At 67.4% G+C, this 6805-nt stretch carries 7 protein-coding genes; 4 read left to right on the forward strand and 3 right to left on the reverse strand.

The window, feature by feature from the left end; genetic code table 11:
• Positions 1–381: 381 nt before the first annotated feature.
• A complete protein-coding gene (locus tag ACFX4F_RS20485) occupies positions 382–648 on the reverse strand; it encodes a DksA/TraR family C4-type zinc finger protein (RefSeq protein ID WP_025879161.1) in 267 nt (88 codons plus the stop codon).
• A gap of 106 nt (positions 649–754) precedes the next feature.
• A complete protein-coding gene (locus tag ACFX4F_RS20490; RefSeq protein ID WP_375069744.1) occupies positions 755–1312 on the reverse strand; it encodes a DUF2058 domain-containing protein in 558 nt (185 codons plus the stop codon).
• 62 nt (positions 1313–1374) lie between these two features.
• Here ACFX4F_RS20490 and ACFX4F_RS20495 point away from each other — a divergent pair, with 62 nt between their 5' ends.
• The 3 genes from ACFX4F_RS20495 to ACFX4F_RS20505 all read left to right on the forward strand — a co-directional run bounded on the left by ACFX4F_RS20495 (position 1375) and on the right by ACFX4F_RS20505 (position 4310).
• Positions 1375–1875, forward strand: coding sequence for a M48 family metallopeptidase (locus ACFX4F_RS20495; RefSeq protein ID WP_380658191.1), 501 nt, complete (start codon positions 1375–1377; stop codon positions 1873–1875).
• 46 nt (positions 1876–1921) lie between these two features.
• On the forward strand, positions 1922–2620 hold the full coding sequence (locus ACFX4F_RS20500) for an RNA pseudouridine synthase (protein ID WP_380658193.1): 699 nt from the start codon (positions 1922–1924) through the stop codon (positions 2618–2620).
• Positions 2621–2741: 121 nt separating this feature from the next.
• Positions 2742–4310 (forward strand): phospholipase D family protein, encoded by a 1569-nt coding sequence (locus ACFX4F_RS20505; protein WP_380658195.1) that lies wholly within the window; start codon positions 2742–2744, stop codon positions 4308–4310.
• A 3-nt stretch (positions 4311–4313) separates the two neighbouring features.
• Here ACFX4F_RS20505 and ACFX4F_RS20510 read toward each other — a convergent pair whose 3' ends face one another.
• Complete coding sequence (locus ACFX4F_RS20510; RefSeq protein WP_380658197.1) at positions 4314–5393, reverse strand: HDOD domain-containing protein; 1080 nt, start codon at positions 5391–5393, stop codon at positions 4314–4316.
• 269 nt (positions 5394–5662) lie between these two features.
• Between ACFX4F_RS20510 and ACFX4F_RS20515 the strand changes: the two genes are divergently transcribed.
• Positions 5663–6760: a Glu/Leu/Phe/Val dehydrogenase dimerization domain-containing protein gene (locus ACFX4F_RS20515; protein ID WP_099818951.1), complete on the forward strand. Its 1098-nt coding sequence runs from the start codon at positions 5663–5665 to the stop codon at positions 6758–6760.
• The last annotated feature ends 45 nt before the right edge of the window (positions 6761–6805 follow it).

Below are 6805 nucleotides of genomic sequence, written 5' to 3' on the forward strand. Positions count from 1 at the left end.
GCCACCGCCCCCACCCCGCCTTCGACAGTTTTCCGCGAGCTGTCGGAACGGCATGGCCTGCCCTTGGTGGGTGTCGACCTTGGTCGACACGTAGATCCACACCATGCGTGGATGCTGTTCGATCCGATATCGAAATACTCGATTTCCATCGAAATTCATCCACGCGCACGTGGATCCAACAGACATCAGGAAACTGTCAGAGGTGGGGCGGTGTCGGATTGCGGGGTGTCAGCCGCATGGATGCGGCTGCCAAGCCTACAGGGACGTACTTGCGGCGTCCCCGCAATCCGGCACCGCCCCGCCTTCCCACGGAATGCCCGCTTTTGACGTTGAAGTTGATGTTGCCTCGGCGGGTGCAGGGCGCAGCCCTGCCGAACACCCTTACCGCAGCTGGCTGTCCTTGCTGCCGCGCCGGTTGTAGCCACTCTGCGCCTGTTCCTCTTCGTCGTGCGCCTGCTGGCAGTTCACGCACAGCCGAACCCCAGGCACTGCCTGACGCCGCGCCAACGGAATCGGCGCGTCGCATTCCTCACAGTGTTCCAGTCCCGGGCCCTGGCGCAGCTGGCGCCGCGCGCGGGCAATCGCATCGTCGACGGTGGCGTCGATCTGGTCCTGGACCGCGCCATCTCCGGCCCAACCGGTAGCCATGGCCATCCTCCGCAGGGGTGTCGCCTGATATGGGGACGATACACCCCGCCGCAATCGGCAGCGCCGGGCCATGCCCGGCGGACGCTGCGGCCGGTTCAGCGCCGCCTTACCAGACCAGGTCGTCGGGAACCTGGAACTGGGCGTAGTAGGCGTCGTCCTCGGCGTTGCCGGTGGAAATCTCGGCGCTGGAGCCGGGCGTGCCATGGTCGACAACAATCGCTTCCGGGGCGCGCTCGCGCACTTTTTCAGCCGCCGCGCGCGGCAGCACCGCGTAGCCGTCGCCGTGGGCCACGATGACCAGCACGCCCACCGACAGCGCCTTGCGCAGCTTGGTATCGATCAACAGGGTGCGGATCACCGCGCCATCGCTGAAGCGGTACTCGTCCTCGCCTTTGTGCGGCACGGCGTGGGCCGCGATGATCTGTTTCGCCTGCGCCTTCTGTTCAGCCAGCTTGGCCTGCGCGTTGCGTTCGGCGGCCAGCGCGCGGTCGCGCTCGACCTTCTCGGCGCGAGCGCGTTCAGCTTCACGCTGGACTTCCGCCGACGTCGACTCGGCCTTGCCCTGGCGGGCCTTGGCCTGTTCACGCGCGGCGGCGCTGGCCTGCGACTTCTTGGCCAAGCCGGCCTTGAGCAATTGTTCCTGCAGCGCGTTGGGCTTTGCCATGGTCGATACGTACCGCGTGTAATCCTGGATGCCCCATTCTACCGACGCGCCGACGCCCCTGCATGGCTGTACTGAAGTACCTCACCGGCTACCCCGAACCCCTGGTCGCCCAGGTCAGCGACCTGCTGGCACAGGGCAAGCTCGGCCCGTGGCTGCAGCAGCGCTACCCCGACCCGCATGAGGTGCGCAACGACCGCCAGCTGTACGACTACACCCAGGACATGAAGGACCGCTACCTGCGCAAGTCGGTACCGCTCAACAAGGTCTGCTACGACAACACGCTGGAGGTCATCAAGCACGCCCTGGGCACCCACACCGCCATTTCCCGGGTGCACGGTGGCCGGCTCAAGGCCAGCCGCGAGATCCGCATCGCTACCGTGTTCCGGCAGGCGCCAGCCGCCTTCCTGCGCATGATCGTGGTGCATGAACTGGCCCATCTGAAGGAGGCCGACCACAACAAGGCCTTCTACCAGCTGTGCCAGCACATGGAGCCCGATTACCTGCAGCTGGAGTTCGATACCCGGCTGTACCTGACCGAGCTGGCCAACCGTAGCCAGCGCTGAGCCGGCGTAGCGGCTACACTGCGCGCCCCCTGCCCGACCTTTCGCCATGGAACCGACCCGACTCGACAAACGCCTGTCCGCCCTGCTCGGCATCCCGCGTGGTGAAGCGCGGCGCTATATCGAGGGCGGCTGGGTCAGCGTCGATGGCGAGGTGGTGGAACAGCCGCAACGCCCGGTGGACGAGACCGCCAGCATCGTGGTGGCCGAACAGGCCAGCGACAGCAAGGCCGAGCGCGCCAGCATGCTGCTGCACAAACCGGCAGGCGTACCGGCCGACGCCCTGTGCGCGCTGATCCGCACCGAGACCCGCAGCGAGCTGGACGCCAGTGACATCCGTCCACTGCAGCGGCACTTCCACGGCCTGCAGCTGGCCTCCTCGCTGCCGGCCGACGACAACGGGCTGGTGGTGGTCAGCCAGGATCCGGCGGTGCTCGCGCACCTGCAGCGCAACCTGGGCCGCACCGAACAGGAATATCTGGTCGAAGTGGCTGAAGGCGGCCCGGAACGTGGCCCGTGGCTGATGGCCCGGCTGCAGCATGAAGCCGGCGGCCCCAAGGTCAGCTGGCAGAGCGAGCAGCGCCTGCGCTTTGCAGGCAAGGGGCTGACTGCGAAGGGGCTGAGGACTGCGGTGACGGCTGCCGGCCTGCAGGTTGTGGCGGTGCGCCGCCTGCGCATTGGCCGTGTGGCGCTGGGTCCGCTGGCCGTGGGCCAGTGGCGCTACCTGGGCAGCGACGAGCGGTTCTGAGTCACGGCGCTTCATCCACGCATGGCGTGGATCTACTGATGGTGTTTCATCCACGCATGGCGTGGATCTACGTCCAGGCGTGGCGTGGATCTACGCGTGGTGTGGATCTACCATCGGCGTCATGAGTCTGCGCAAACCCCTATGGCGACGCCTGCTGCGCGTCGCCGCGATCATCATCGCCGCCCTGCTTCTGCTGGTCCTGTCCGGCCTGCTGCTGGCCGACCACCTGACCCCACAAGCGCGCGGTGAAGCGTCGCAGGTCCTGCCACTGCAGCCTGCGCAGACGCCCATCGATCGACAGATCATGCCCCTGCAGGCTGCCCATCCTGGGCAGTCTGGCGTGGCCTTCCTCAGCGATGGCATGGATGCGTTCGCTGCCCGCGCGATGATCACCGAACATGCCGGCCGCAGCCTGGACCTGCAGTACTACATCTGGCACGACGACCTGATCGGCCACCTGATGGCCAAGGCGCTGTACGACGCTGCCGAACGTGGCGTGCGCGTGCGCATCCTGCTCGATGACATGAACGCCAAGGACAAGGATGCGTTGATGATGGCACTCGATGCGCATCCCAACATCGAGCTTCGCCTGTACAACCCGTTCCGCAACCGCAGCGGTATCGCCCGTACGCTGGAGCTGGTGCAACGCGCCTTCAGCGTGAACCACCGCATGCACAACAAGAGCTGGATCGCCGATGGACGCATCGCGATCGTGGGGGGCCGCAACATCGGTGAGGAATATTTCAGCGCGCGCAGCGACGTGAATTTCCAGGACCTGGACCTGGTGGTGGCCGGCCCGGCCGTGCAGCAGGCCAACCAGATCTTCGACGACTACTGGAACAGCGACGCGGCGATTCCGATCTCGGCGCTGGCGACCTACACCGATGCGCAGCTGCGCCAGCTGGTACGCCAGTCCGATCTGGACGCGCTGCATGCGCAGGCGCAACCGTACCTGCAGCGCGTGGCCGAGTCGCGCCAGCGCCAGCGTGCAAGCCCGCAGCCGCTGCACTGGAGCACGCAGGTACGGATCATGTCCGATCCGCCGATGAAGCACCACGGCGATGCGCACGACGACTGGCTGGTCACCGAGCTGGTCCGGCAGCTGCAGTCGACGCGCTACAAGGCCCTGTTGATCTCGCCGTACTTCGTGCCGGGCAGCGAAGGGGTGGACGGCCTTTCGGCGATGGCCGGTCGTGGCGCCCAGGTCGGCGTGGTGACCAACTCACTGGCGGCCAACGATGTGGCCGCCGTGCACGGTGGCTACATGGGCTACCGGGTGCCGCTGCTGAAGGCCGGCGTGCAGCTGTACGAACTGAAGGCGAGCGGCCAGACCGGTGACGGCAGCCTGTTCGGCAGCAGTGGCGCCAGCCTGCACACCAAGGCATTGCTGGTCGACGACCAACGCGGCTTCGTCGGATCGTTCAACCTCGATCCGCGTTCGGCCTATCTCAACACCGAGATGGGCGTGCTGTTCGACGACCCGGTACTGGGCGCGCAGCTGCGCGCGGAGTACCTGCGTCTGGCCAGCCCGGAACACAGCTGGTGGCTGGCACTGGGCGCTGATGACGAACTGCGCTGGCTGCAGCGCGAGCCACCACCGCACTGGGTCGAAGCCGAGCCCGGCAGCAGCCTCGACAAGCGCTGGACGGCGCGGGTGATCAGTTGGTTGCCGCTGGAATCCCAGCTGTAACGATCAGCGGGCGGGCCCTTCGTCATCGCCGTGCAGGCTCTCGTCCAGGGTCTCCACATTGCGCCCGTGCAGGCGCCGCCAGATCCAGCGCAGCGCGTGCGGCGGCGCTGCCGGCAACTGCTCCAGCAAGGCCAGCATGCGGCCTTGGCTGGCATGCCCGTGCCGGCACAGCAGGCTGGCCGCCGCAGCGGCACTGGCCAGGCGCAGGCTGTCGGCCAGCGCACCGTCAGCGTCAGGCGCCAGGGCCTGATGCACCGGTTCGGGCAGTTCCCAGGCGGCAGCCACCCGCTGTGCCAGCGGTAGTGACCATTGCTGCAGCAACTGCAGGGCCAGCGCCGGCTCCACCTCTTCGCCGCGCGCCTGCGCTTCCTGCAGCAGTTGCCGCATCACCAGCGCCGCGCCCAGGCCCTGCACCAGGCCCAGCCATTGCGCCGCGAAGGCATCACCGAAGGTGACCGTGCGCGCGTGGTCGGCGGCCGCGCGCGAAGCCAGCAGCGCGTGCTCCCAGATGATCGAACTGAACTGCGGGAACACCTCGCACTGCACCTGCATCACCGGCTGCACCAGCACTGCGCTGATGATCTGCCGCACGCCTTCGGTGCCGACCAGGGTCACCGCCCGCTGCAGGCTTTCCACGGGCCGCTCGTGCACCTTGTAGGCCGGGCTGTTGGCGATCCGCAGCAGGTTGCCGGTCAGCACCGGATCCTGGCCGATGATCGCCGCCATCACCCGCGCCGATGCAACGTCGTCATTGACCGTCTGGATCAGCTGCGGCAGCAGTTGCGGGCGCCGCGGCAGCTGCCGGGTGGCCCAGTCGCGGTCCTGCAGCGCGCGGTCCACCGCCTCGGCCAGACCCGATGCGCTGACCTCGGCGGGCTCGCCGGCCAAGCGCGGATACAGGGCCAGCGCATGCAGTCCGCGCTGCAGGTGAGCGGCGACCTCGGCCGCCGGCAAGGCGTCACCCTGCAGGCTGGCCGCCGCTGCAGCCACGGCCTGGCGGGGGGCTGCGGCCAGGCGTGCCGGGGCCTGCCCGCTCAGCCGCGACAGCCAACGGAGCACGGATCGCCACCACGCTGCGGTCATCGCCGCCCATCCTGTCGTTGTCCTGCTGCTGCCACTGCCTGCGCCTTCATCACATCCGGCCACCTGCCGTCGTCGCAGCATCGGCCGCACTTTCATCTTCTTTAACCCGGGCGCCTCCGGCGTCGACGGCATATCCCGGGCGAATGGACTAGAATGGCGCCGCGCGACCCGTCCCCCTGTACCGACGACGTCGCTTTTTTTGTTTTCGGACCCTACCGTTCATTGGCAGTTCGCCGCAGTTCACCGCAGATCGCGCCATCGGAGACCCCATGCTATTCGAAACCCTCGCAACCACCGGCCACGAACAGGTGGTGTTCTGCCACAACCAGGATGCCGGCCTGCGGGCGATCATCGCCATCCACAACACCACCCTGGGCCCCGCCCTGGGCGGGGTGCGCATGCGCCCCTACGCCAGCACCGACGATGCGCTGGCCGATGTGCTGCGGCTGAGCCGCACGATGACCTACAAGAATGCGCTGGCCGGTCTCAATGTCGGTGGCGGCAAGGCGGTGATCATCGGCGACCCCAAGGTCGACAAGACCGAAGTGCTGTTCCGCGCCTTCGGCCGCTATGTCGATTCGCTGGGCGGTCGCTACATCACCGCCGAGGATGTCGGTACCGACGTCAACGACATGGAGAACATCTACCTGGAGAGCCAGTTCGTCACCGGCGTGCACCAGGTCCATGGCGGCTCGGGAGATCCGGCCCCGTTCACCGCCTATGGCGCGCTGCAGGCGCTGATGGCCTCGATGCGCTTCAAGTTCGGCCATGAGGAAGTGGGCAAGACCAGCATCGCGGTGCAGGGTCTGGGCCATATCGGCATGGAACTGGTGAAGCTGCTGCGCGACCGTGGCGCCAAGCTGTATGTCACCGATCTGGACAGCGCGCTGGTGGATCGTGCGGTCAGCGATTTCGGCGCCGAGGCCGTCAAGCCGGACGAGATCCACGAAGTGAACGCCGATGTGTTCGCGCCGTGCGCGCTGGAAGGCGCGATCAACGCCGACACCCTGCCGCGGATCAAGGCGAAGATCATCTGCGGCACCGCCAACAACCAGCTGTCCAGCCTGGAGATCGGCGACGAGCTTCATGCGCGCGGCATCCTGTATGCGCCGGACTACGCGGTCAACGCCGGTGGCGTGATGAACGTGTCGCTGGAAATCGACGGTTACAACCGCGAGCGCGCGATGCGGCTGATCCGCAGCATCTACCACAACCTGACGCGCATCTTCGAACTGTCGCAGCGCGAGAACATCGCCCCGCAGCGCGCCGCCGACCGGATCGCCGAAGCGCGCATCCTGTCGATCGGCAAGCTGAAGATGCCGCTGGGCCGCAGCACGCCGCGCCTGGGCAATCTGCGCGGCGGCTGATCGCCGCCCTGGCGGACCGGGCGGTGCCGACCGTAGGTCGGCACC

Source organism: Stenotrophomonas sp. YIM B13575, from assembly GCF_042787595.1.
GTDB classification, from domain to species: Bacteria; Pseudomonadota; Gammaproteobacteria; order Xanthomonadales; family Xanthomonadaceae; genus Stenotrophomonas; species Stenotrophomonas lactitubi_B.

Bases quoted from the DNA above. Each gene is read 5' to 3' on its own strand.
- ACFX4F_RS20495 (WP_380658191.1), top strand. From the start codon at position 1,375: ATGGCTGTACTGAAGTACCTCACCGGCTACCCCGAACCCCTGGTCGCC.
- ACFX4F_RS20485 (WP_025879161.1), bottom strand. From the start codon at position 648: ATGGCTACCGGTTGGGCCGGAGATGGCGCGGTCCAGGACCAGATCGAC.
- ACFX4F_RS20490 (WP_375069744.1), bottom strand. From the start codon at position 1,312: ATGGCAAAGCCCAACGCGCTGCAGGAACAATTGCTCAAGGCCGGCTTG.
- ACFX4F_RS20500 (WP_380658193.1), top strand. From the start codon at position 1,922: ATGGAACCGACCCGACTCGACAAACGCCTGTCCGCCCTGCTCGGCATC.
- ACFX4F_RS20505 (WP_380658195.1), top strand. From the start codon at position 2,742: ATGAGTCTGCGCAAACCCCTATGGCGACGCCTGCTGCGCGTCGCCGCG.
- ACFX4F_RS20510 (WP_380658197.1), bottom strand. From the start codon at position 5,393: ATGACCGCAGCGTGGTGGCGATCCGTGCTCCGTTGGCTGTCGCGGCTG.
- ACFX4F_RS20515 (WP_099818951.1), top strand. From the start codon at position 5,663: ATGCTATTCGAAACCCTCGCAACCACCGGCCACGAACAGGTGGTGTTC.